Annotated in this window: 19 protein-coding genes; 12 read left to right on the top strand and 7 right to left on the bottom strand. The window is 73.6% G+C overall.

All coding sequences use genetic code 11. The annotated features are described in order from the left end of the window. Positions 1-34: 34 nt before the first annotated feature. Entirely contained in the window at positions 35-1096 is a 1062-nt protein-coding gene (locus ACZ7EC_RS17430; protein ID WP_471063337.1) for a helix-turn-helix domain-containing protein, read from the bottom strand. Between the two features lie 110 nt (positions 1097-1206). On the opposite strand from ACZ7EC_RS17430, the gene ACZ7EC_RS17435 reads away from it, so the two are divergent. Continuing rightward, positions 1207-2985 carry a cell division protein PerM gene (locus ACZ7EC_RS17435; protein ID WP_471063628.1) on the top strand — a complete coding sequence of 593 codons (1779 nt, stop codon included), beginning with the start codon at positions 1207-1209 and terminating at the stop codon, positions 2983-2985. Positions 2986-2997: 12 nt separating this feature from the next. On the opposite strand, the gene ACZ7EC_RS17440 is transcribed toward ACZ7EC_RS17435, so the two are convergent. Further along, positions 2998-3822 carry a hypothetical protein gene (locus tag ACZ7EC_RS17440; protein WP_471063339.1) on the bottom strand — a complete coding sequence of 275 codons (825 nt, stop codon included), beginning with the start codon at positions 3820-3822 and terminating at the stop codon, positions 2998-3000. Between the two features lie 280 nt (positions 3823-4102). On the opposite strand from ACZ7EC_RS17440, the gene purN reads away from it, so the two are divergent. Both purN and purH read left to right on the top strand, forming a co-directional pair. After that, positions 4103-4732, top strand: coding sequence for a phosphoribosylglycinamide formyltransferase (purN, locus tag ACZ7EC_RS17445; protein WP_471063630.1), 630 nt, complete (start codon positions 4103-4105; stop codon positions 4730-4732). Next, positions 4729-6291, top strand: a complete 1563-nt coding sequence (purH, locus tag ACZ7EC_RS17450) for a bifunctional phosphoribosylaminoimidazolecarboxamide formyltransferase/IMP cyclohydrolase (RefSeq protein ID WP_471063341.1) — start codon at positions 4729-4731, stop codon at positions 6289-6291. The genes purN and purH overlap by 4 nt, the downstream gene beginning before the upstream one ends. A 73-nt stretch (positions 6292-6364) precedes the next feature. Here the strand turns inward: purH and ACZ7EC_RS17455 are convergent, their stop codons facing one another. From ACZ7EC_RS17455 to ACZ7EC_RS17470, 4 genes are all read right to left on the bottom strand, one after another. Further along, entirely contained in the window at positions 6365-6835 is a 471-nt protein-coding gene (locus ACZ7EC_RS17455; RefSeq protein ID WP_471063343.1) for a hypothetical protein, read from the bottom strand. A gap of 117 nt (positions 6836-6952) precedes the next feature. Then, the gene (locus tag ACZ7EC_RS17460) at positions 6953-8464 is read right to left on the bottom strand and encodes a protein kinase domain-containing protein (RefSeq protein ID WP_471063345.1); all 1512 of its coding nucleotides are present in this window, start codon (positions 8462-8464) and stop codon (positions 6953-6955) included. Beyond that, positions 8461-9219: an FHA domain-containing protein gene (locus ACZ7EC_RS17465; protein WP_471063347.1), complete on the bottom strand. Its 759-nt coding sequence runs from the start codon at positions 9217-9219 to the stop codon at positions 8461-8463. Before ACZ7EC_RS17465 ends, ACZ7EC_RS17460 begins: the two co-directional genes overlap by 4 nt. 166 nt (positions 9220-9385) lie before the next feature. Next, positions 9386-9910, bottom strand: a complete 525-nt coding sequence (locus ACZ7EC_RS17470) for a hypothetical protein (protein WP_471063349.1) — start codon at positions 9908-9910, stop codon at positions 9386-9388. 277 nt (positions 9911-10187) lie between these two features. Here ACZ7EC_RS17470 and ACZ7EC_RS17475 point away from each other — a divergent pair, with 277 nt between their 5' ends. From ACZ7EC_RS17475 to ACZ7EC_RS17490, 4 genes are all read left to right on the top strand, one after another. Beyond that, complete coding sequence (locus tag ACZ7EC_RS17475; RefSeq protein ID WP_471063351.1) at positions 10188-11042, top strand: bifunctional methylenetetrahydrofolate dehydrogenase/methenyltetrahydrofolate cyclohydrolase; 855 nt, start codon at positions 10188-10190, stop codon at positions 11040-11042. Continuing rightward, entirely contained in the window at positions 11032-11502 is a 471-nt protein-coding gene (locus ACZ7EC_RS17480; RefSeq protein WP_397984413.1) for a DUF3017 domain-containing protein, read from the top strand. Before ACZ7EC_RS17475 ends, ACZ7EC_RS17480 begins: the two co-directional genes overlap by 11 nt. Positions 11503-11678: 176 nt before the next feature. Then, on the top strand, positions 11679-12920 hold the full coding sequence (locus ACZ7EC_RS17485) for a DUF2690 domain-containing protein (protein ID WP_471063353.1): 1242 nt from the start codon (positions 11679-11681) through the stop codon (positions 12918-12920). A 305-nt stretch (positions 12921-13225) separates the two neighbouring features. Beyond that, positions 13226-14215: a malate dehydrogenase gene (locus ACZ7EC_RS17490; protein WP_471063355.1), complete on the top strand. Its 990-nt coding sequence runs from the start codon at positions 13226-13228 to the stop codon at positions 14213-14215. A gap of 82 nt (positions 14216-14297) precedes the next feature. Here the strand turns inward: ACZ7EC_RS17490 and ACZ7EC_RS17495 are convergent, their stop codons facing one another. Further along, a complete protein-coding gene (locus ACZ7EC_RS17495; RefSeq protein WP_471063357.1) occupies positions 14298-15680 on the bottom strand; it encodes an MFS transporter in 1383 nt (460 codons plus the stop codon). 96 nt (positions 15681-15776) lie between these two features. Here ACZ7EC_RS17495 and ACZ7EC_RS17500 point away from each other — a divergent pair, with 96 nt between their 5' ends. The 5 genes from ACZ7EC_RS17500 to ACZ7EC_RS17520 all read left to right on the top strand — a co-directional run bounded on the left by ACZ7EC_RS17500 (position 15777) and on the right by ACZ7EC_RS17520 (position 23121). Then, on the top strand, positions 15777-16745 hold the full coding sequence (locus tag ACZ7EC_RS17500; protein WP_471063359.1) for a LysR family transcriptional regulator: 969 nt from the start codon (positions 15777-15779) through the stop codon (positions 16743-16745). Between the two features lie 161 nt (positions 16746-16906). Beyond that, complete coding sequence (locus tag ACZ7EC_RS17505) at positions 16907-18427, top strand: aldehyde dehydrogenase family protein (protein WP_471063361.1); 1521 nt, start codon at positions 16907-16909, stop codon at positions 18425-18427. A gap of 40 nt (positions 18428-18467) precedes the next feature. After that, positions 18468-20006: a GMC family oxidoreductase gene (locus ACZ7EC_RS17510; protein ID WP_471063363.1), complete on the top strand. Its 1539-nt coding sequence runs from the start codon at positions 18468-18470 to the stop codon at positions 20004-20006. After that, a complete protein-coding gene (locus tag ACZ7EC_RS17515) occupies positions 20003-21196 on the top strand; it encodes a quaternary amine ABC transporter ATP-binding protein (RefSeq protein ID WP_471063365.1) in 1194 nt (397 codons plus the stop codon). Before ACZ7EC_RS17510 ends, ACZ7EC_RS17515 begins: the two co-directional genes overlap by 4 nt. Further along, a complete protein-coding gene (locus ACZ7EC_RS17520) occupies positions 21196-23121 on the top strand; it encodes an ABC transporter permease (protein WP_471063367.1) in 1926 nt (641 codons plus the stop codon). Before ACZ7EC_RS17515 ends, ACZ7EC_RS17520 begins: the two co-directional genes overlap by 1 nt. The last annotated feature ends 1 nt before the right edge of the window (position 23122 follow it).

Raw genomic sequence — 23122 nt, forward strand, 5'->3', positions numbered from 1 at the left:
TGCCCCGAGAGGGCTCAGGGCGGGCGGCCGGAGGTCACCGCGGTGTCGGTTCGACGCGTTCGGCGCCCGATGACGCCTCCCGGCGGAGCTTCGTCCGCAGCGCCAGTTCCTCGGGGGACAGCGGGCCCATCGGGACCGCGCGGGGGACGCCCTCGACGGCGCGGGCGGGGGCGATCGGGGGCTCGTAGTGGGTCGGCGCCGTCCGCAGCGTGAGCGCCGTCGCGCCGATGATCGTCACCGTGAAGGCGATGGCCGCGCGGGTCCAGAAGACGTTGCGGCGTTCGCCGACGGTGCGCACCGTCGGCGGCCGGGACGCGCGCAGGCGTTCGCGGGAGGCCAGCTCCGCCAGCCGGCGGTGCAGCAGCGCCGTGTCCGCGAGCTCCGGGACCCGCGCCGCCATCGCCTCCCGCGCGTGCGTCAGCCGGTTCGCCGCCGCCGGTGTGCTGGCCTCCGTCTCCGCCGCCGTCTCCGGGAGGTCGAGCCCGACGCCGTCGTACAGCACGAGCGTGCGCCGGTACGACGGCGGCAGCGTGAGCAGCGCGTTCAGCAGATCCCGGTCGGCCGGATCCGCGGGCGGCGGCTCCGGCTGCCGGTAGCAGGGGCGGAACCGGTGCCAGGGCGAGAGCGCGCAGTCGTACGCCACCGCCCGCACCCACCCGGCCGGATCCCGGTCCCTGGCGACCTCGGGCCAGCGCTGCCAGGCCAGCTGGAAGGCGCGCTCCACCGCCTCGCGGGCCAGTTCGCGGCGCCCGCACAGCAGATAGGTCTGGCGGACGAGGGCCGGCGCGCAGAAGGCGTAGAGCGCGTCGAAGGCCTGAGCGGGCGTCAGCGGCTCGGGCCCGCCGGGCTCCGGCTTCCCGGACGGTTCGTCAGCATCTGCCGGCCGGGCGACCGCGCCGAGGAACTCGGTGTACGCCCGCCCCTCGGCACCGGCCGGCGCCCGGCGCCCGGACTCCCACGCGCGCACCGTGGCGCGGGCCACGCCGAGGCGTCTGGCCAGCTGAACCTGCGTCAGGGAGCGGGCCTGGCGCAGGCGTCGGCGTTCCTTCGGCGGTGGCAACGGCCCGGTGGGGATCTGCGTGCTCGTGCTCACCATGCGCCCTTTCGTACGATAAGTGACATAAACATATATTGAGCGACACTACGGTGCTTCACCTGTTACGCCGGGAAAGCGCGTGTCGTTGGGACCATGGCCGGGTGACCCAGATGACCGCGCGCCGACCGTCGCTCACCCCCCTGTCCACCCGGCTGCGCGACCGTTCGCCCGGACTGTCCGCGAGCCTGCTGAACGGCGTGGTCGCGGCCGGACTCGGCCTCGGCGCCCTCACCGTGCTGGTCCTGGGCCTGTGGATCAGCTCGCCGTACCCCGACAGCGGGCCGGGCGGCGCGCTGCACATCGCCGCCGCGCTGTGGCTGCTCGGCCACGGCGTCGAACTGGTCCGCACCGACACCCTCTCGGGCGCGCCCCTCCCGGTGGGCGTCACCCCGTTGCTGCTGCTCGCGCTGCCCGCGTGGCTGCTGTACCGGGCGGGCCGGTACGCCACGGACGCCTCCGCCGAGCCCGACGGACCGCCGCCCGTGCCCGTGCGTACGGCCTGGCTCGGGGTGGTCCTCGGCTACCTCGCCGTCGGCACCGCCGTCGCCCTGTACTGCTCCGGTGGCGAACTCCGGCCTTCCTGGGCCTGGTTGGCGGTCTCCTTCCCCCTGGTCGCGGCGGCCGGGGCGGGCGCCGGGGTGTGGTCGGCGCACGGCTGCCCGCCCGCGCCGCTGCTGGTCGTGCTGAAGGCGGTGCCGGGGCCGGTACGGCGGGTGGTGTTCGGCGCGGACGCGCGGGCGCGGGTGGCCACGGCGGTACGGGCCGCCGGTGCCTCGACCGCCGTGCTGGTCGGCGGTGGCGCGCTGCTCGTCGCCGCCTCGACGGTGTGGCACGGGGGTGCGGCGCGGGCCTCGTTCGTCCAGCTGACGGACGGGTGGACGGGCCGGTTCGCGGTGCTGCTGCTCGGTATGGCGCTGGTCCCCAACGCCGCGGTGTGGGCGGCGTCCTACGCCCTCGGACCGGGTTTCGTGCTCGGCGCCGGGCACCCGGTGCACCCGCTCGCCTCCGACCCGGCGCCGCTGCTGCCGCCGTTCCCGCTGCTCGCGGCGGTCCCGGACGCGGGCCCCGGCACCCGGCTGAACTGGGCGGCCGCGCTGGTGCCGGTGGTGGCGGGGGTGGTGGCCGGGTGGTTCGTGGCCCGCGGCGCGGTACGGCGCCGCGGGCACGGCGAGCCGCCCCGGCCGCGCTGGTCGGCGGCCCGCACCGCCGGTGTCACCCTGCTGACGGCCGCGCTCTGCATCCTTCTGCTGGCCGTGCTCGCCGGCCTCTCCGGTGGCGCCCTGGGCGTCGGGGCGCTCTCCCGCTTCGGGCCCCTGTGGTGGCAGACGGGTCCGGCGGCGGGTGTCTGGACCGCGCTGCTCGGCATGCCGACGGCCCTCGTCGTACGGGCGTGGCGACTGCGGGGCGCGGGGTCCCCGGCGACGGCTCCGGGCGCACAGAAGCCGGCGGGGGCTCAGAAGCCGATGAACTCGCAGAAGCCCAAGGCCCCGGAGAAGGCGAAGGATTCAGGGAAGGCGAAGGACACCGGGAAGGCGAAGGACACCGGGAAGGGCGACGGCAAGGCCAAGCGCGAGGACGACCGCCGGGACGAGGACGCCTACGACATCCTCCCCGCCGAGCCTCCGGCGGAACTCCGCATCGAACTGCCCACCGGCTTCCGCCCCGAGCGGCCCGCAGCCGAGCCGCCCACCACGGAACCCCCGAAAACCGCCGGAACCACGGAAACCGCGGGAGCCACCGAACCCGCCGGGACCAAGGAGCCCGCCGGGACCAAGGAACCCGCCGGGACCAAGGAGCCCGCCGGGACCAAGGAACCCGCCGAACCCGCCGCACCCCGGCCCGCCGCCGAGACGCCCGGAGCTCCCGAGGCAACCCCCGAAAACCCCTGACCCCGGCCCGTCCTACTCGTTCCCCGCCCCCAGCACGCTCCGCAGCTGCTCCGGCAGCAGCGTCTGGCACGACTGCTTCGCCTCGTGCGTGAGCGCGTCGTTCACACACGTGAAGTAGTCGCGGTAGACGAACTGGACCGTGAACGTGGAGGCGACCAGCACCAGGGCCAGGGACGCCGTGACCAGGCCGGCGACGGCCGCCGTCGTCTGGGGCCGGCCGGGGGCCGGGGCCGCCGGCTTGGCCGGGTCGGGGGTGCGGGGCTTGGCGCGCAGGGAGCTGATGCCCCAGTACAGCGCCAGCGCGCCCAGCAGCAGCGAGACGTACGGCCAGCTGAACAGGGCGAAGAAGATGGCCCACATCCCGGACAGCAGTGCGTAGCGCGCCCGGCGCTGGACCGGGTCCGTGGGGTCCCAGCGCGTGCCCGCGCCGGGTCCGCCCTGCCCGCCCTGGGGGCCCGCGCCGGGACGCTCGCCGAAGCCGCCGGAGGACCGGCCGGGCTGCCGGTCGCTCCACTGGCTGCCCCAGGGGCCGCCGCCGCGACCGCCCTGGCCGCCACCGGGACCCTGCGGACCGGAGGCCCCGCCCGGATGGCGCGGCTGCCACGGCCGGTCCGGTGCGCCCTCCGGCGGCGGCGCGAACGGGTTGTCCTGCTCGCCCTCACCGGCGCGGCCACCGCTGCCGGACTCGCCGCCCTGCCCCGCGCCGGAGCCCTGCGCCCCGCCCCGCGGAGCGTCGGGGGGCGTCGAGGGCCGCTCGCGCAGCAGCACTCCGTGACGCTCCCCTCCCTGGGCCGGAGCTGGCGGGAACGTGCGGAGTCGCAGGCTGCGGACGGGCATCAAAAGAGCGTCTTCCCCTAGATCAACACGGCTGGTCGTCGTGAGCTTCCACCTTGTCAACGCGTCGCACGACGACCGCGTTCCCGGGGCTGCTCCTGTCGATTCCCCCCGAACGCTACCTCCCGGCCACGCACCCGTCCCGTGGGGGCCGTCCGGGGTGCCGGTATCGTTGCTGGCGGTCGGCCGCTTCGTAGACTTCCCCGTATCACGGGGCGCGAAGCATTCGTATGACCATACAAACCGCCGACGTACAGACCGCTTCGTGAGAAAGGGCCCCACCGTGGCCGCCAACCCCGTGGCCAAGCGCCTCGTCGTGCTGGTCTCCGGATCCGGCACCAACCTCCAGGCGCTCCTGGACGAGATCGAGCGCACCGGAGCCGAGGCGTACGGCGCGCGGATCGTCGCCGTCGGGGCCGACCGCGACGGCATCGAGGGGCTCGCCCGCGCCGAGCGGGCCGGGCTGCCGACGTTCGTGTGCAAGGTGAAGGACCACGCGAGCCGCGCGGAGTGGGACGCTGCCCTGGCCGCGGCGGTCGCGGCGTACGAGCCCGATCTCGTGGTCTCCGCCGGGTTCATGAAGGTCGTGGGCAAGGAGTTCCTCGCGCGCTTCGGCGGGCGGTTCGTCAACACCCACCCGGCCCTGCTGCCCAGTTTTCCCGGCGCCCACGGGGTCCGCGACGCGCTCGCGTACGGCGTCCGGGTCACCGGCTGCACCGTCCACTTCGTCGACGACGGCGTCGACACCGGGCCGATCATCGCGCAGGGCGTGGTGGAGATCCGGGACGAGGACGACGAGAGCGCGCTGCACGAGCGCATCAAGGAAGTCGAGCGAAGGCTGCTCGTCGAGGTCGTGAGCCGGCTCGCCCGGCACGGCTATCGCATCGAGGGACGAAAGGTAGTTATCCAGTGACCGCCGAGAGCAACAAGCGGCCCCTTCGCCGGGCGCTCGTCAGCGTCTACGACAAGACCGGGCTGGAAGACCTGGCGCGCGGGCTGCACGAGGCCGGTGTCGAGCTGGTGTCGACCGGTTCCACGGCCTCCCGCATCGCCGCCGCCGGCGTCCCGGTCACCAAGGTCGAGGAGCTGACCGGCTTCCCCGAGTGCCTGGACGGCCGGGTCAAGACCCTGCACCCGAAGGTGCACGCCGGCATCCTCGCCGACCTGCGCCTGGAGAGCCACCGCGAGCAGCTCGCCGAGCTGGGCGTGGCCCCGTTCGACCTGGTGGTGGTCAACCTCTACCCGTTCCGCGAGACCGTGGCCTCCGGCGCCTCGGCCGACGAGTGCGTGGAGCAGATCGACATCGGCGGCCCCTCGATGGTCCGCGCCGCCGCCAAGAACCACCCCTCGGTCGCCGTGGTCACCAGCCCCGACCGGTACGCGGACGTCCTCGCGGCCGTCGAGGACGGCGGTTTCGACCTGGCCGCCCGCAAGCGGCTGGCCGCCGAGGCGTTCAAACACACCGCGGCCTACGACGTGGCCGTCGCCTCCTGGTTCGCCGCCGACTACGCCCCCGCGGACGACTCGTCCTTCCCGGACTTCGCCGGCGCCACCTGGGAGCGCAAGAACACCCTGCGCTACGGCGAGAACCCGCACCAGGGCGCGGCGCTCTACGTCGACGGCACGGGCGGTCTGGCCGAGGCGGAGCAGCTGCACGGCAAGGAGATGTCGTACAACAACTACACGGACACGGACGCCGCGCGCCGTGCCGCGTACGACCACGACGAGCCCTGCGTCGCGATCATCAAGCACGCCAATCCCTGCGGCATCGCGGTCGGCGCGGACGTCGCCGAGGCGCACCGCAAGGCGCACGCCTGCGACCCGCTGTCCGCGTTCGGCGGCGTCATCGCCGTGAACCGGCCGGTCAGCAAGGAGATGGCCGAGCAGGTCGCGGAGATCTTCACCGAGGTCATCGTCGCCCCGGACTACGAGGAGGGGGCGCTGGAGGCCCTCACCCGGAAGAAGAACATCCGGGTGCTGAAGGCGGCGGGCGCGCCGGCCGACCGGGTCGAGGCCAAGCCGGTGGACGGCGGTCTGCTGCTCCAGGTCGCCGACCGGCTCCAGGCCGAGGGCGACGACCCCGCCAACTGGACGCTGGCCAGCGGCGAGGCGCTGTCCGCCGAGGAGCTGAAGGACCTCGCCTTCGCCTGGAAGGCGTGCCGCGCGGTCAAGTCGAACGCGATCCTGCTCGCCAAGGACGGCGCCTCGGTCGGCGTCGGCATGGGCCAGGTCAACCGCGTCGACTCCTGCAAGCTCGCGGTCGAGCGGGCCGGCGAGGAGCGGGCCCGCGGTTCCTACGCGGCCTCCGACGCCTTCTTCCCCTTCCCCGACGGCCCGCAGATCCTGATCGACGCCGGCGTCCGCGCGATCGTCCAGCCCGGCGGCTCCGTCCGCGACGAGCTGGCCGTCGAGGCGGCGCAGAAGGCGGGCGTGACCATGTACTTCACGGGCACGCGGCACTTCTTCCACTGAGCACGTCAAACGGGCGCACGGCGGCCTCCGGCCCTCCCCCGAGGGGGCCGGAGGCCGCCGCGTCCTTCTCCGGTCAGCAGGGACGCAGGGAGTAGATCGGGTCCCAGGTGGCGGTGCCGGCCTGGTAGGCGGTCGAGGTCCAGCGGACGCTGCCGTCCTGGTTGAAGAACCGGGCGACCGTGCCGGGCGTCTGGTTGTTGGTGAACGGGCCGTCACCGGTCCAGTTGCTCACCGTCCAGGTCTGGCACTTGTAGAAGTCGAACGTGGTGCCCCTGACGACCATGCAGAGGTGGCCGTACGCGCAGGCCAGGTCCTTGGCGGCGAGCCTGCCCGCCGGGGCCTTCGTGAGGGTGAGGCCGTCGTAGCGGACCCGGTCCTTCGTCACCTCCAGCGCGGCCGGGTGGCCCGGCAGCATCTGGTCGGCGGCGCGCTCGACGGCGGTCACGCGGGTGCCGTCCGGGACGGCGGCGGTGGCCGCGGCCGTGGAGCCGGCGAGCAGGGCGGTGGCCGCGACGAGCAGCGCGGCGGGCTTGGCGATCTTCACTGTTCCCCCATGTGAACGATTCACTGTTCCCTCGTGCGAACGAGGGGGTGGTCGCTCCGCCGTGGCGGAGTGGTTTCACGGTCCCAGCCGGGCCCCGCCGCCGGTACCTCGGACGTCTCAGGGTGTGTACTCCACGAGGTGGCGGGCGACCTCGGCGCAGTAGGCGCGGTAACGCGCCGGGATACCACCGGTGGCGTTGACCGTCTTGTACGACGTCCGGTATCCGGCCGCGTCCAGCACCCGCCGGTCGCCGGGCAGTCCCGTCTTCAGATGGGCGTCGATGTAGCAGAGATAGCGCCCCATGGCCGGGATGGACACGGCCGGGGTCAGCGGGGGCGTGGGGGTCGCGGCGGCGGGGATGCCGTCGTCCCGCATCCACCAGCGCAGCACGGAGGGGGTCCAGCGGGCGATGCCGTACTCCTGGACGCCCGGATCGGCGAGGCCCGCGTCGAAGTTGCTCTCGGCCTTCAGCATGGCCGCGATCAGCGCCGGGCTGACGTCCGGGCGGGGGCAGCCGTGGGCGGCGTCCACGATCAGCCGCCGGTAGCGCACCGGCACGCCCCGGTCGGTGCGCAGTTCCGCGGCGCCGTAGCGGGCCAGGCCCTTGTCGTCACCGGTCTGCCGCTGGTCGAGGCCGTAGCCGAGGAGGGCGGCGAGGGCGGTGGCCGCGAGGGCCAGGGCGGCCGTACGGCGACGGTGGCCGGCGCGCGTGAGCCGGGGCGGCCGGGGTGCGCTTCCGGTGCCCGCGGCGGCCGTGACCCGGCGCAGCAGCGCCTCGGTGCCGATCCGCCCCGCGTGCGTACGCGTCAGGCAGTCCCGTACGATCTCCCGCCACACGTCCGGGAGTTCGGCCGCCAGACGCAGTTCCTCGGTGCCGCGCGCATAGGCGACGGCGGCGTCCCGGCGGGCCGACGGGGTGCCGCCGGGCAGCGGGAAGGAGCCGTTGAGCAGGAGGTGGGCGAGCACCCCGAAGGCCCAGATGTCGGCCGACGGGCGGATCGGCCGGCCGCGTTCGCCGATCTCCGCCCACAGAAGCTCGGGCGGGGTGTAGTCGGGGGTGGAGAAGGCGGGCGTGTAGCCGTGGGTGCCCTCCAGTTCGGCGGCCATGTTGAAGTCGGCGAGCCGCGCCGAACCGTCCGCCATCAGCAGCACGTTGGCCGGTTTGAGGTCTCCGTGCACCCAGCCCGCCCGGTGCAACTGGGCGAGTCCCTCGGCGATCTGGGCCAGCAGCGCGGGCCCGGCGGGCGGCCGGGGCGCGGCGGCGAGCAGCGCGGACAGGGAGCCCTCGGCGCGCTCCAGTACGAGGACGGTGGCGCCGTCGAGGGCCGGGCGTCCGGGGTCGTCGACGACGAGGGTCTCGTACATCCGGATCAGGCGCGGTCGCCGCAGCCGGCGTAACAACTCCACCTCGCGTTCCACGAGTTCGCGCAGGTGGGCGAGGTGGCGTGGGGTGCCGGTGCCGGTGGGCAGGAACTTCAGGGCGGCGGTGCCGGGGAGCCGTTCGTCCGGCCCGCCGATCCGGCGCGCCGCGTACACGCTGCCGAAGGCGCCCGTCGCGAGCGGTTCGCGGACCTCCCAGGAGCCGACCCGGTAGCCCCTGGGGACCGGTACGGCGTACGGCCCGGTCACCGCGCACGCCCGGTGGGGGTCCTCCCGGACCCGGTGCCGGAGAGCACCACCAGGTCGTCCTCGCGCACCAGGTCGAAGCGGAGCGCCAGCGAGACCAGGGACTCCTTCTTGCCGTTCAGGCGCGGGCCCGGATCCGCCGTGTCCGGGCCGGGTTTGAGCCGCAGTTTCACCGCGAGGTAGTCGATGTTCCACTGCACCGAGGTGCGCGAGGCGGCCGGCCAGACGGGGGCGAGCCGGGCGACGACCTGGTCGACGGTGGGCAGCGGGGCGTGCGGATCACCGCGCAGCCGGGGCTCGCACAGCGCGGCCAGCACGGCGAAGTAGCGCTTGGTGCGGTCCACGGAGAAGGCCGGGGCGGTGGTGTCGCCGTCCGCCCCGCAGCCGTCGCGCAGATAGTCGTGGCGCGGCGCCCACACCTCGACGGCGAGCAGGTCGCCGCCCGCGGGCAGCACGATCCGGGAGAACTCGAAGGGCACCGGCGCCTCCAGCCGGCCCGGCCCCACCTTGATGTGCTCGCCCGCGCCCTCCGGGTTCTCCACGACGTACGTCTGGTGCGCGGACAGGTTGCTCAGCGTCCAGAACGCGCCCTGGGCGGCGAGTTCCCCGGCGCGGCGCGAGACCCCTTCGTGCGGGATCGGCAGATCGTTGCCGGGAGAGCGCCCGAAGCGGAGGCGCTCGCCGGGGGCGAGGCGGATCTGGCCGCGCCGCTGCCGGTCCTCCGTGGTCGGCGGAGGTACGACGATGATGCTGTACAAGGTGCGTCTCCCCGTGCCCGGCGGCTTCTCTCAGCCCCGACGGCTGCTCTCAGAGTAGGGCGACGCACCGGGGCCGTGTCTCCCCCCGGAAGGGTGAGACACGGCCCCGGATGGTGAATGGCGCGAATCGCTCCGCGGCGCCCGCGGTGTCCGGGCGCCCGCGGTCTCAGTAGCGCGGCCGGCCGAACCAGGCCTTGCCGTCGGCGCTGCCGACGAAGCAGGCGATCAGGATGCCGAGCACGATGTGGAAGATGCCCACGATCACGACGAACGGGTAGACGCCGAGCACCGCGGTCAGGATGCCGAAGACCAGTGTGGTGACCCGCAGGCCGTTGCCGCCGGAGCCGAACTTCGCGGCCAGCACGGCCGCCCACACCAGCCAGGCGAGCGCGAGCACGGTGAAGGCCCACAGCGCGCCCACCGGGTAGTCGGAGAGCCCCGGTATCGAGTTGTCGTGCTTGGCCTTGTTGACGGCCACGGCGGAGAAGGCGAAGAGGGCCACGCCGATGACCTGGAGGCCGACGATCACCCACAGCATCACGCGGGCCGCGTTGACCTTGCCGGGCATGGTGGTCATCGGGGCGGCGGCGTACGACTGCTGCACCGGCGGCGCGGCCGGGTAGCCGTAGCCGGGCTGCTGCGGCTGCCCCTGCGGGGTGCCGTAGGGGTTGTTCGGGTCGCCGTAACTCATGGCTGGTGTTTCCTCCGTCGTGTCGAGCGAGTGCGGGGACGAGGCGCGGCACTGCACGGAGGAGAGTTCTACAGATGCGGTCCGTCCCCCCGATGAGCTGCCCGCTGCACTGTGCTGTTCATCGTTCTTGACCGGATAGTGACTTGTCCAGCGGGAATCCCCCGGCGTTGTGCAAGTGCAACATCGGTGATCACCAAGACCGGCGCGCGACCCCTGGTGGGGGCCCGGTGCGGCCCCGGATTGGAACCACGGGGCGGTCATCCTGGAGGATGGGGGTATGACCGCCCAGATTCTCGATGGCAAGGCCACCGCAGCCGCGATCAAGTCCGATCTGACCGCCCGCGTGGCGGCGCTGAAGGAGAAGGGCGTCACGCCCGGCCTCGGCACGATCCTGGTCGGGGAGGACCCCGGCAGCCGCAAGTACGTCGCGGGCAAGCACCGCGACTGCGCCGAGGTGGGCCTCGCCTCCATCCAGCGGGAGCTGCCGGCCACGGCCACCCAGGAGGAGATCGAGGCGGTCGTCCGCGAGCTGAACGAGGACCCGGCCTGCACCGGCTACATCGTCCAGCTGCCGCTGCCCAAGGGCATCGACGAGAACCGCATCCTGGAGCTGATGGACCCGGCCAAGGACGCGGACGGCCTGCACCCGATGAACCTGGGCCGCCTGGTCCTCAACGAGCCCGCCCCGCTGCCCTGCACGCCCAACGGCATCCTCACCCTGCTGCGCCGCTACGGCGTGGAGATCAAGGGTGCCGAGGTCGTGGTCGTCGGCCGGGGCGTCACCATCGGGCGCCCGATGCCGCTGCTCCTCACCCGCCGCAGCGAGAACGCCACCGTGACCCAGTGCCACACCGGCACCCGCGATCTGTCCGCCCACCTCAAGCGGGCCGACATCGTGATCGCGGCGGCCGGCTCCCCGCACCTGATCCGCGCCGAGGACATCAAGCCGGGCGCGGCCGTCCTCGACGTGGGCGTCTCGCGCAACGCCGAGGGCAGGATCGTCGGCGACGTCCACCCGGACGTGACCGGCGTGGCCGGTTTCATCTCCCCCAACCCCGGCGGTGTCGGCCCGATGACGCGGGCCCAGCTGCTGGTCAACGTGGTCGAGGCGGCGGAGCGCAGTGCCGGCTGAGGACACGCGGGACGGCGAGGAGACCGTCCGCGACGCGATCAGCGCCCCCGACGCCGAGGGGCGCCCGCGGCGGGTCACCCGCCGCTTCCCGCTGTTCACCAGGGACACCGCGCGGCCCGAGGGCGGTGGCCGGGCCGCGTCCGGCGACGCCCCCGCGCCCGCCCGGCAGTGGCCCCTGCTGGTGGTGCTGGGCACGGTCGCGCTCGGCCTGCTGCTGACCGCGTTCGACGCGTTCCGCGTCGGCACCGTGCTGATCGGCGCCGCGCTGCTGGCCGGCGCGGTGCTGCGGTGGATGCTGCCCGGCGTCGGCATGCTCGCGGTCCGCTCCCGCTTCACCGACATCAGCACCTACGGCGTCCTCGGTCTGGCGATCGTCCTGCTGGCCCTGATGGCCCAGCCGCATCCCCTGCTGGAGATCCCGTTCCTGAGCAACACACTGCACTTCACGATGACCAAATAGGGCCGGCGGCAGAGCGGTTCGCCCCCACCCCCGTTGCGGGGCGAACCGCCGCCGGACACACCCTGGCTTCCGGTGAACGGCCTGATCAACGGCTGTCTTCGCGCTGTGGCACGGAGGTGACCGTTCCGCGCAACGGTGACCGTCCGGTACGAAAGTGGGGATGAGGGGGGAGAACGATGCCTCGTTGGAAGACCTTGCCGAACGAACTCGACCCGGAGATCAAGGAGTTCGTCAGCCAGTTGCGGTGGCTGGTGGACCTCGGCGGGCTCGGCGGCGCGGCCCTGGCCGACCGCACGGGCTATGGCAGGGCGTCCTGGGAGGACTACCTCGACGGCCGGCTCCTCGCCCCCAAGGGCGCGGCGGTCGCGCTCGCCGAGGCGGCGGGCACCAGCCCGGTGCCGATCATCACCATGTGGGAGCTGGCCGAACGGGCGTGGAGCCGGGCGGAGTTGGGGCACGAGCACGCCATGGCCGGGCGCCGGGCCGCGAACGGGGCCGAGGGCGGCACGCTCACCGTCCCGAAGATCCCCGCCCAGCCGAAAGCCGCGGAGGCGGCGGAGCGCGGGGACACCGGGGGCACCGGGAAGGGCGCGTCCGCAGGTGGTTCGTGGGGACTGGCCGGGTACCAGGGGCCGTCACGGGCGAGCGGGCGGCCGGGGGCGTGGCCGGAGCCGGCACGGGTCCCCGGCGCGCCGGAACCGCAGTCTCCCCGGAGCCTGCGGAGCGCGCAGGGCCCTCAGCCCTCTGCGGAGCCGCACTCCTCTGTGGTCTCTCGGGTCTCTGCGGGGCCCCGGACCTCTGCGGCCTCTCCGTCCCCTGCGGGCCCCCGGCCTCCTGAGATCCCGCGGAACTCTCCGGGCCCGCAGGCCACTCGGGGGATCGACGCGGTACGGCCCTCCGGACCCGACGGCGCGTCCGGGTACCGGCAGCCGGTGCTGATGTTCCTCGGCGGGTTCGTCACCGTGCTGGCGATCATCCTCGGCGTCTTCTTCCTCACCGGGGCGCACGGCGGCGGCGGACACGAGGCCGCGCCCGAGCGGCCCGCCCGGAGCGCCGGCCCCAAGACGAGCCTCCCGGCCGGGGTCCACTGCTCCGGCGCGGACTGCGTGGGCAAGGACGCCGAGTCGATGGGGTGCAGCGGCGACCAGGTGGCCACCGCCCAGACCGTCTCCCTGGGCACCACCACCCTGGAAGTGCGCTACAGCAAGGTCTGCGGCACGGCATGGGGACGGATCACCGGTGCGGTGCCCGGCGACAAGGTCCAGGTCACCGGGGCGCGGGGCAAGGTCCGGGAGACCGGGGAGGCCACCGAGGCGGGCGACACCATCGCCTACACCCCGATGATCGCCGTCACGGGTCCGGACCGGGCGACGGCGTGCGCCACGCTCGCGTCGGGGCGCACGGGGTGCACGCGGTGAAGCCGAACGGATGAATTCCGGACCGGCGGGCATGCCCGGCCGGATTCCGGGCACGCGAGCTGGTACCCCCCACGGGAGACCGGTCCGCCGGTACCCCCACCGGCGGCCGATCCGTCCACCCTCTCCGGACGGACGGCCGCCTTTTCCCGCGCCGCGCGATCTCTGTGGGCTGAGCCACAGGGCCCCGCACGTCTCGCATGCCGGATGCGCGATAGCCTGACCGGTGGATCTCTCTTGATGCCAAGAGATCGATCATCCAACCGGGGCAGGGACGCCCCACCGCCAGCTGTCATACGGAGAACGCCATGACCCGCACTCCCGTGAACGTCACCGTCACCGGCGCGGCCGGCCAGATCGGTTACGCCCTGCTTTTCCGCATCGCCTCCGGCCAGCTGCTCGGCGCGGACGTGCCGGTCCGCCTGCGCCTCCTGGAGATCACCCCGGCGCTCAAGGCCGCCGAGGGCACGGCCATGGAGCTGGACGACTGCGCCTTCCCGCTGCTCCAGGGCATCGACATCACCGACGACCCGAACGTCGCCTTCGACGGCGCCAACGTGGCCCTGCTGGTGGGCGCCCGCCCGCGCACCAAGGGCATGGAGCGCGGTGACCTGCTGGAGGCCAACGGCGGCATCTTCAAGCCGCAGGGCAAGGCCATCAACGACCACGCCGCGGACGACATCAAGGTCCTGGTCGTCGGCAACCCGGCCAACACGAACGCGCTGATCGCGCAGGCGGCGGCGCCGGACGTACCGGCCGAGCGGTTCACCGCGATGACCCGGCTGGACCACAACCGCGCGCTGACGCAGCTGGCGAAGAAGACGGGCTCCACCGTCGCCGACATCAAGCGGCTGACGATCTGGGGCAACCACTCCGCCACGCAGTACCCGGACATCTTCCACGCGACGGTCGGCGGCAAGAACGCGGCGGAGGTCGTCGGCGACGAGAAGTGGCTGGCCGAGGACTTCATCCCGACCGTCGCCAAGCGCGGTGCGGCGATCATCGAGGCCCGTGGCGCGTCGTCGGCGGCGTCCGCCGCGAACGCCGCGATCGACCACGTGTACACGTGGGTGAACGGCACGGCCGAGGGCGACTGGACGTCCATGGGCATCCCGTCCGACGGTTCGTACGGGGTGCCGGAGGGCCTGATCTCCTCCTTCCCCGTCACCACGAAGGACGGCGCGTACGAGATCGTGCAGGGCCTGGAGATCAACGAGTTCTCCCGCGCCCGCATCGACGCCTCGGTGAAGGAGCTGTCCGAGGAGCGCGAGGCGGTCCGCGCGCTCGGCCTCATCTGACGGTAGCCCCGTACGCGGGCCCCGCTCCGGTTCTCCTCCGGAGCGGGGCCCGCGTGCATGTCCGTCCCCCGGCCCCGCACCACTAGGGGGTCGCCGCCGGCGCCGGCCGTGAAGCCGGCGTCTCGCGTCCGCCGTACCCCCTCACCACCACCGCCGTGGCCACCAGCACCACCGCTCCCACCACCCGCAGCGCCGGGCCCATTCCCTGGGCCAGGTCGGTGTGGCCGGACAGCACCGTGCCGGTCACCGCGACGCCCAGGGCCGCGCCGGTCTCGCGGGCCGTCGTGCCCAGACCCGAGCCCAGGCCCGCCTGGTGGGCCGGGAGGGAGGTGACGACGCCCATCGTCAGCGGCGGCATGGACAGGCCCGCGCCGGTGGAGATGACCAGGAGCCAGCAGACGAAGAGGGCGTACGGAGTGGCCGCGGTCGCCGTGGACGCGCAGAGCAGCCCGGCGCCGATGAGCGCGAGCCCCGTACCGACGAGGACGCGCGGCCGGTCGGACCAGCGCGCGGCCAGCTTCTGCGCGCCGGCCATCCCGATCACCAGCGGCATGATCGCCACCCCGGTGACGGCGGGACCGTAGCCCTTGACGTCCTGGAGGTACTGCGAGTTGACGAAGAAGAGGGAGAAGAGGCCGAAGAACCCCGTCGCCGTGCCGAGGGACGCCGCCCGCAGCCGGGGCGAGGCGAACACCCGCGGGTCGAACAGCGGTCCCCGCGCCCGCAGCGCGTGCACCGTGAACGCCGCCACCAGCACCGCCCCCGCGCCGAACGCGCCGGTGATCCGCGCCGACAGCCAGCCGTACGACGGCCCCTCGATGATCCCGAACAGCACGGCCACCAGCCCCGCGATCAGCAGGACCGCGCCGAGCGGATCGGTGTGGCCCGACGTCGGGCGTTCCGTGCGGGGGACGACGCGCGCCACCACCGCGACCAGCAGCGCCGCGAGCGGCACCATGGCCCAGAACAGCGCCCGCCAGCCGAGGAATTGACCCGCGAGCCCGCCGCCGAGGTTGCCCGCCGCCCCGCCGAGGCCGATCGACAGGGTCCACGCGGCCATCGCGCCGAGCCGCTGCGCGGGTGCCGCGAGCCGCATCAGCAGGGACAGCGTGGCCGGGGTGATCAGCGCGGCGCCCGCGCCGGACAGCCCCCGGCCCGCGATCAGCACCAGCGGCGCCCCCGCCAGCGCGCTGGTCGCCGCGCCCGCCGCGAACAGCGCGAGCCCGGCGAGCAGCGCGCCCTTGCGCCCGTGTCGGTCGCCGAGCGCCCCGGCGGGGATCAGCAGACCGGCGAAGACGATGACGTAGGCGTCGACCGTCCACAGGACCTCGGCGCCCGAGGGCCGCAGCGCGGACGAACTCAGCTGCGGTATCAGCAGGTTGATCGCCGCCACCATGCTCTGCGCGACCAGGACACAGGCGCACAGGGCGAGCAGGGCGGGGCGTTTCAGGGCGTGCGAGGGCACGGCTCCTCCCGAGGAGCTCGAACGGGTGAAAGGGATGCCCGCTCACCGTAGGCTCGCCTGTGACCTGCACTCCAGTGCAACTTATGCAAGGGATGAATGCGTATGACGCAATCCACGCGCCTCGACCTGAATCTGCTGGTCGCGCTGGACGTGCTGCTCGACGAGCAGAGCGTGCAGGGGGCCGCGCGCCGGCTGCACCTGTCCGAACCGGCCATGAGCCGCACCCTCGGCCGCATCCGCAAGGCGCTCGGCGACCCCGTCCTGGTGCGGGCCGGCCGGCAGATGGTGCCGACCCCGCACGCGCTGGCCGTACGCGCCGAGGTGAGCGCCGTGGTGGAGCGGGCCCGTGCCCTGTTCGCGCCCGGCCGGGACACCGACCTGCGCACGGTGAGCCGTACCTTCACGATCCTCGGCCACGACGCCATCGTCGCCACCCACGGCGCCGCCCTGCTCGCCCGCGCCGCGCGCGAGGCCCCCGGCATCCGGCTGCGCTTCCTGTCCGAGAGCCACGTCGACGCCCCCTTCCTGCGCCAGGGCACCGCCGACCTGGAGATCGGCATGATCGACACCAGCGCGCCCGAGGTGCACCAGGAGACGGTCTACGAGGACCGCATGCTCGGCGTCGTGCGCTGCGGACACCCGCTGCTGGACGGGGAGTTGACCCCCGAACGGTTCGCCACCGCGGCCGGCCACCTCGTCGTCTCCCGGCGCGGCCGGCTGCGCGGGCCGGTCGACGAGGCGCTGGCCGGACTGGGGCTGAGCCGGCGGGTGGTGGCCAGCGTCGGCACCTACCCGGCGTCGCTGTTCGTGCTCCGCGAGACCGATCTCATCGGCCTGATCAGCCCCTGGACCCGCCCGCTCGCCGAGCCCCTCGGCCTGACCGTCTTCGAGATCCCGCTCCGGCTCCCGGCTCTCCCGGTCGGCCTCGCCTGGCACCCCCGCCATGACGCCGATCCGGCCCACGCCTGGCTGCGCGAGCGGGTCCGCGAGCTGATCGGGGAGGGCGCCGGTCCCGCCGCCACGCGCTGTGGCGGTCCCATGGACCGAACGCAGCGCCCCGGATAGGGCGTTTCCGACCGTTTTCCACCGTCTTTTCAGTGACGCCGCGCACTTTCGGCCGCCGATTCCGCATGCAAACGGGGCTCTTGGGCAGGGGGCCACGGTCCCTGAGCCCGCCCTTCGCGTGACACGGGGGCGTCGAACAGTAACGGAAGGCAACACCGATCATGGCGGACAGTACGGCACGACAGACCCAGGCGACCATCCACGCGGGAGGAGAGTGGCTCACGGCGATCTCCGGGGCGACCCGCGAGATCCTCGACCCCGCGGACGCCCGGCCGTTCGCCGTGGTCGCGGAGGGTGACGAGAAGGACGCCGAGCGCGCCGTGGCCGCGGCCCGGCAGGCGTTCGACCACGGCCCCTGGCCGGGCACCCCCGTCGCCGAGCGCGCCGCGCTGCTGCGCCGCGTCGCCGACCTGCTCGTGCGCGATCGCGAAGCGCTCGGCCGGCTCGAGGCCCAGGACGCGGGCAAGACCGTGGAAGAGGGCCGGATCGACATCGACTGTGTCGCCGACGCCTTCCGCTACTTCGCCGACCTGGTGGCCGCCGAGGCCCCCGGCCGCGTCGTGGACGCGGGCTCGCCCGACATCCACAGCGTCGTCGTACACGAGCCGGTCGGCGTCTGCGCGCTGATCACCCCCTGGAACTACCCGCTGCTCCAGGCCAGCTGGAAGGTCGCCCCGGCGCTCGCGGCCGGCAACACCTTCGTGATCAAGCCCAGCGAGATCACCCCGATGACCACCGTCGCGCTGATCGGGCTGCTGGTGGAGGCCGGACTGCCCGCGGGCGTCGCCAACATCGTCACCGGACCCGGCCACACCGTCGGCGCCCGGTTCGCCGAGCACCCCGACGTCGACCTGGTCTCCTTCACCGGCGGACTGGCCAGCGGCACCAAGGTCGCCCAGGCCGCCGCCCCCGGCGTGAAGAAGGTCGCCCTCGAACTCGGCGGCAAGAACCCCAATGTGGTCTTCGCCGACGCCTGCGCCACCGACGAGGGCTTCGACACCGCCGTCGACCAGGCCCTGAACGCGGCCTTCATCCACAGCGGCCAGGTCTGCTCGGCCGGCGGCCGGCTCATCGTCGAGGAGTCGGTGCGCGAGCGCTTCGTCGCCGAACTCGCCCGCCGCGCCCAGAAGATCAGGATCGGCCGGGGCACCGAGGACGGCGTCGAGGTCGGCCCGCTCGTCTCCGAGCAGCAGCGGGCCAAGACCGAGGCGTACGTCGCCTCCGCGCTCGCCGAGGGCGCGATCCTGCGCTGCGGCGGCAAGCGCCCCGAACCCGCGCCCGAGCGGCCCGAGTCCGGCTACTTCTACGAGCCGACCGTCCTCGACGGCTGCCACCGCGAGATGAAGGTCGTCCGCGAGGAGGTCTTCGGACCCGTCCTCACCGTCGAGACCTTCACCACCGAGGACGAGGCCGTCCGCCTGGCCAACGACACCGAGTACGGCCTCGCCGGCGCGGTGTGGACCGCCGACCCCGGCAGGGCCCGGCGCGTCGCGGCCCGGCTGCGCCACGGCACCGTCTGGATCAACGACTTCCACCCCTACCTGCCGCAGGCGGAGTGGGGCGGCTTCGGCAAGAGCGGCACCGGCCGCGAGCTGGGCCCCGCCGGGCTCGCCGAGTACCGGGAGACCAAGCACGTCTACCAGAACCTCGCGCCGAAGCCGGTGCGCTGGTTCGCCGGCTGAGACCGTCCCCACCCCTTCCCCACCTGGAGTAGCGCCCCCCATGTCCCACACCCCCCACGTCTACGACTACGTCGTCATCGGCGGCGGCACCGCGGGCTCGGTCATCGCCTCCCGCCTCACCGAGGACCCCGACGTCACCGTCGCCGTCATCGAGGGCGGCCCGAGCGACATCGACCGCGAGGACGTCCTCACCCTGCGCCGCTGGCTGGGCCTGCTCGGCGGCGACCTGGACTACGAGTACACCACCGTCGAGCAGCCGCAGGGCAACTCGCACATCCTGCACAGCCGCGCCAGGGTCCTCGGCGGCTGCTCCTCGCACAACACCCTGATCTCCTTCAAGCCGCTGCCCACCGACTGGGACGAGTGGGAGCAGGCCGGCGCCGAGGGCTGGGGCGCGGTGCCGATGGAGGCGTACTACGCCCGGCTGCGCAACAACATCGTGCGCGTCGCCGACAAGGACCAGAACGCCATCGCCAAGGACTGGATCGACGCGACGAAGACCGCGATCGGCGTCCCCGAGGTGATCGGCTTCAACGACAAGCCGTTCTACGAGGGGGTCGGCTTCCTCGACCTCGCCTACCACCCGGAGGACAACAAGCGCTCCTCCGCCTCCGTCGCCTACCTCCACCCGCATCTGGAGGCCGGCGACCGCCCCAACCTCACGCTGCTGCTGGAGACCTGGGCGTACAAGCTGGAGCTGGACGGCAAGCGCGCCACCGGTGTCCGCGTGCGCACCAAGGACGGCGCGGACGAGCTGATCAGCGCCCGCCGGGAGGTCGTCGTCTGCGCCGGCGCCGTCGACTCGCCGCGGCTGCTGCTGCTGTCCGGCATCGGCCCGAAGCGGGATCTGGAGGAGCTGGGCATCCCGGTCGTGCACGACCTGCCGGGCGTCGGCGAGAACCTCCAGGACCACCCCGAGTCGGTGATCGTGTGGGAGACCGAACGGCCGCTGCCAAAGAACTCGGCGATGGACTCCGACGCCGCGCTGTTCGTGCGCCGGGACCCGTCGCTGGACATCCCCGACCTGATGTTCCACTTCTACCAGATCCCCTTCACCGACAACCCCGAGCGCCTCGGCTACGAACGCCCCGAGCACGGCGTGTCGATGACCCCGAACATCCCCAAGTCCCGCGCCCGCGGCCGCCTTTACCTCACCAGCGCCGACCCCGAGGTCAAGCCCGCCCTCGACTTCCGGTACTTCACCGACGAGGAGGGCTACGACGCGCGGACCCTCGTCGACGGCGTGAAGATAGCCCGCGAGATCGCGCGGACCGAGCCGTTCGCGGGCTGGCTGAAGCGCGAGGTCTTCCCCGGTCCCGAGGTCACCGACGACGAACAGCTCAGCGAACTGCTGCGCAAGGCCCACCACACCGTCTACCACCCCGCCGGCACCTGCCGGATGGGCGCGGCCGATGACGAACTCGCCGTGGTCGACCCGGAGTTGCGCATCCGCGGTCTCGACGGCGTTCGCATCGCGGACGCGTCCGTGTTCCCGACCCTTCCCGCCGTCAACCCGATGATCGGGGTGCTGATGGTCGGGGAGAAGGCCGTCGATCTGATCGGAGGCGATCGCCGATGAGTACCACCACCACTACCGTCCCGACCCGCAAACCCCCCACCACCGACGATGCCCCGGTCTTCTCGGTCTCCGGCCTGTGGAAGGTCTTCGGCCCCAAGCCGGAGCGCGTCCCCGCCGACCCCGAGCTGGGCACCCTCGACGCGGCCGAGCTGCGTGCCCGCACCGGCTGCACCGCCGCCGTCCGGGACGTCTCCTTCGACGTCCGCAAGGGCGAGGTCTTCGTGGTGATGGGCCTGTCCGGCTCCGGCAAGTCCACCCTCGTGCGCTGCCTGACCCGGCTGATCGAGCCGACCGCGGGCACCATCGCCATCGACGGCGAGGACGTACGCGCCATGGACAGGTCCCGGCTGCGCGAACTGCGCCGCCACCGCGCCGCGATGGTCTTCCAGCACTTCGGCCTGCTCCCGCACCGCAGCGTGCTCGACAACGTCGCCTACGGCCTGGAGATCCAGGGCGTCGGCAAGGCCGAGCGCCGCGAGCGCGCCGCCCGGATCGTCGCCAAGGTCGGCCTCGAAGGCATGGAGCACCGCCGCCCCGGCCAGCTCTCCGGCGGCCAGCGCCAGCGCGTCGGCCTCGCCCGCGCGCTCGCCGTCGACCCCGAAGTACTGCTGTTCGACGAGCCGTTCAGCGCCCTGGACCCGCTCATCCGCCGGGACATGCAGGACGAGGTCGCCCGCCTCCACGAGGAGGAGGGCCGCACGATGGTCTTCATCACCCACGACCTCAGCGAGGCCCTCAAGCTCGGCGACCGCATCGCCCTGATGCGCGACGGCCAGGTCGTCCAGCTCGGCACCCCCGAGGAGATCGTCGGCTCCCCGGCGGACGACTACGTCCGCGAGTTCGTCCGGGACGTGCCGCGCGAGCAGGTGCTGACGGCCCGTACGGCCATGCGTCCCGCCTCCTCCCCGGACGAGACCGGCAGCGGCCCCGCCGTCCGCCCCGACGCCACGGTCGCCGAGGCCATCGAGGCCGTCGCCCGCGCCGGTGAACCGGCCCGTGTGATGGACCACGGCAGGTGCCTCGGCGTGGTCGACTCCGAACAACTGCTGGGCGTCGTCGCGGGGGTGGACAACGCGTCCGCCGCCCCGAGCGGCCGTACCGCGGAACCGGCGCGGGCGGGCACCGTCGCCTCGACCCGCGAGCGCGCACGGGCGAAGAACCCGGCGACCTCCACCCCGGAGGCCGTCTGATGGCCACCCTCACCGTCCCCGCCCTGCGCACCAGGACCCCCGCCGTGCTGCGCAACAGAGCCGTCGGCAAGCTCCTGCTGCTCGCCCTGATCACCGCCGTCCTGCTCCCGGTGCTGCACGGCCGCGCCTGGCCCCACCACCTCACGGTCAGCCTCGCCAAGCCGCTGACCAGCGCCAGCGACTGGATCATCGACAACCGCGACACCCACCCCCTGTTCCTGTACTTCTTCGGCTACATCAGCGACGCCGTCGTCCTGTCCGTCCGAGGGGTCTACGTCGCCCTCCTCGCCCTGGGCTGGCCGGGCGTCACCGCGCTGGGCGCCCTCGTCGCCTGGCGCGTCGCGGGGCCCCGCCTCGCCGCCGGCACCGCCGTCGCCTTCCTCGCCTGCGGCGCCCTCGGCATGTGGGAACCGACGATGCAGACCCTCGCGCTGATGGTCGCCGCCGTGCTCGCCTCGGTGCTCGTCGGCACCGCCCTCGGCCTGGCCGGCGGTCTCTCCGCGCGCCTCGACCGCGCCCTGCGCCCGGTCCTTGACACGATGCAGGTCCTCCCGGCCTTCGCCTACCTCCTCCCCGTCGTCCTGGTCTTCGGCATCGGCGTCCCCGCGGCCGTCCTCGCCACCGTCGTCTACGCCGCCCCGCCGATGGCCCGCCTCACCGCGCTGGGCCTGCGCGGCGCCGACCCCGAGGTCCTGGAGGCCGTGGAGTCGCTCGGTGCCACCCGCCGCCAGCGGCTGCTGACCGCCCGTATCCCGCTGGCCCGCAAGGAACTCCTGCTGGGTCTCAACCAGACGATCATGATGGCGCTGTCCATGGCCGTCATCGCCTCGGTCATCGGTGCCGGCGGCCTCGGCGACCGCGTCTACCAGGCCCTGTCCACCGTCGACGTCGGCCAGGCCCTCGCCGCCGGCATCCCGATCGTGCTGCTCGCCGTGGTCCTGGACCGGGTGACCGGCGCGGCCGGCGCCGGCACGAAGGGGGCCCGGACGATCGGCTGGCCGTACGCCCTCGCCGTCACCGCGGCCGCCGCCCTCGCCGCCCGCCTGCTCGGCGCCCTCGACTGGCCGAACGGCTGGAGCGTGCAGATCGCCGCCCCCGTCAACCGCGCCGTCGACTGGATGACCAGCCACCTCTACACCGGCGTCCCGGTCATCGGCGGCACCGCCGACTGGGCGGCCCACTTCACCACCTGGGTGCTGGACCCGATCCGCGACGGACTCCAGTGGCTGCCCTGGTGGTCGGTGCTGCTGATCGTCGCCGCCCTCGCCTGGCTGATCGGGACCTGGCGCACCGCGCTGACCGCCGTGCTCGCCATGGCCGCGATCGGCGTGCTCGGCGTGTGGGAGCCCTCCCTCGACACCCTCTCCCAGGTGCTGGCCGCCGTCGCCGTCACCCTGGTGCTCGGCTTCGCCACCGGCATCGCCGCCGCCCGCAGCGACCGGGTCGAGCGTGCCCTGCGCCCGGTCCTGGACGTCTTCCAGACGATGCCGCAGTTCGTGTACCTGATCCCGGTCGTCGCCCTGTTCGGCGTCGGCCGCGCCCCCGCGGTCGCCGCGGCCGTCGTCTACACGCTGCCCGCCGTCGTCCGCATCACCACGCAGGGCCTGCGCGAGGTGGACCCGGCGGCGCTGGAGTCGGCGCGCTCGCTCGGCGCGACCGGGCGGCAGCAGCTGTGGCAGGTCCAGCTCCCGCTCGCCCGGCGCTCGTTGCTGCTGGCAGTCAACCAGGGTGTGGTCCTGGTCCTCGCGGTCGTCATCATCGGCGGCCTGGTCGGCGGCGGTGCCCTCGGCTACAACGTCGCCTTCGGCCTCGCCCAGGGCGACCTGGCGACCGGTCTGGTGGCCGGTGCCGCCATCGTCTGCCTGGGCCTGATGCTGGACCGGGTGACCCAGCCGACCGAGCGCCGCCCGGCGAAGGGAGCCTGAC

The sequence above is a fragment of the Streptomyces sp. NPDC037203 genome (assembly GCF_055605065.1).